The organism is Mycobacterium sp. PSTR-4-N, assembly GCF_022348085.1.
In the GTDB taxonomy this organism is placed as follows: Bacteria; Actinomycetota; Actinomycetes; order Mycobacteriales; family Mycobacteriaceae; genus Mycobacterium.
Genome location: NZ_JAKRFN010000058.1, coordinates 1 through 1,556, shown reverse-complemented (window position 1 = coordinate 1,556; position 1,556 = coordinate 1). Strand labels below are relative to the sequence as shown.

Sequence of the window (1,556 nt, the reverse complement as noted above, 5' to 3'; positions counted from 1 at the left end):
GGGTTAGGCCACCGGCTTCGGGTGTTACCGACTTTCATGACGTGACGGGCGGTGTGTACAAGGCCCGGGAACGTATTCACCGCAGCGTTGCTGATCTGCGATTACTAGCGACTCCGACTTCACGGGGTCGAGTTGCAGACCCCGATCCGAACTGAGACCGGCTTTGAAAGGATTCGCTCCACCTCACGGCATCGCAGCCCTTTGTACCGGCCATTGTAGCATGTGTGAAGCCCTGGACATAAGGGGCATGATGACTTGACGTCATCCCCACCTTCCTCCGAGTTGACCCCGGCAGTCTCTCACGAGTCCCCACCATAACGTGCTGGCAACATGAGACAAGGGTTGCGCTCGTTGCGGGACTTAACCCAACATCTCACGACACGAGCTGACGACAGCCATGCACCACCTGCACACAGGCCACAAGGGAACTGATATCTCTACCAGCGTCCTGTGCATGTCAAACCCAGGTAAGGTTCTTCGCGTTGCATCGAATTAATCCACATGCTCCGCCGCTTGTGCGGGCCCCCGTCAATTCCTTTGAGTTTTAGCCTTGCGGCCGTACTCCCCAGGCGGGGTACTTAATGCGTTAGCTACGGCACGGATCCCAAGGAAGGAAACCCACACCTAGTACCCACCGTTTACGGCGTGGACTACCAGGGTATCTAATCCTGTTCGCTCCCCACGCTTTCGCTCCTCAGCGTCAGTTACTGCCCAGAGACCCGCCTTCGCCACCGGTGTTCCTCCTGATATCTGCGCATTCCACCGCTACACCAGGAATTCCAGTCTCCCCTGCAGTACTCCAGTCTGCCCGTATCGCCCGCACGCCCACAATTGAGTTGTGAGTTTTCACGAACAACGCGACAAACCACCTACGAGCTCTTTACGCCCAGTAATTCCGGACAACGCTCGGACCCTACGTATTACCGCGGCTGCTGGCACGTAGTTGGCCGGTCCTTCTTCTCCAGGTACCGTCAATCTCTCTTCGTCCCTGGCGAAAGAGGTTTACAACCCGAAGGCCGTCATCCCTCACGCGGCGTCGCTGCATCAGGCTTGCGCCCATTGTGCAATATTCCCCACTGCTGCCTCCCGTAGGAGTCTGGGCCGTATCTCAGTCCCAGTGTGGCCGGTCACCCTCTCAGGCCGGCTACCCGTCGTCGCCTTGGTAGGCCATTACCCCACCAACAAGCTGATAGGCCGCGGGCCCATCCCACACCGCAAAAGCTTTCCACCACAACACATGAATGCCGTGGTCCTATCCGGTATTAGACCCAGTTTCCCAGGCTTATCCCAAAGTGCAGGGCAGATCACCCACGTGTTACTCACCCGTTCGCCACTCGAGTACCCCGAAGGGCCTTTCCGTTCGACTTGCATGTGTTAAGCACGCCGCCAGCGTTCGTCCTGAGCCAGGATCAAACTCTCCAAACAAAAACCCCCAGGACCAAACCCGGGCAGAATTCGAATCAGAAAAATCCGATCACAAACAAAAGACACCAAAAACTGGCATCCAAAAAACATTGCGCCCCACAAACGGGAAAATCCGGGACACAACAAAAAAA

At 56.6% G+C, this 1,556-nt stretch carries 1 rRNA gene; it reads right to left on the bottom strand.

Features of this window, described 5'->3' with window-relative positions:
- Positions 1–1,425, bottom strand: a 16S ribosomal RNA gene (locus tag MHN84_RS29600); the annotation flags it as partial.
- Positions 1,426–1,556 lie beyond the last annotated feature (131 nt).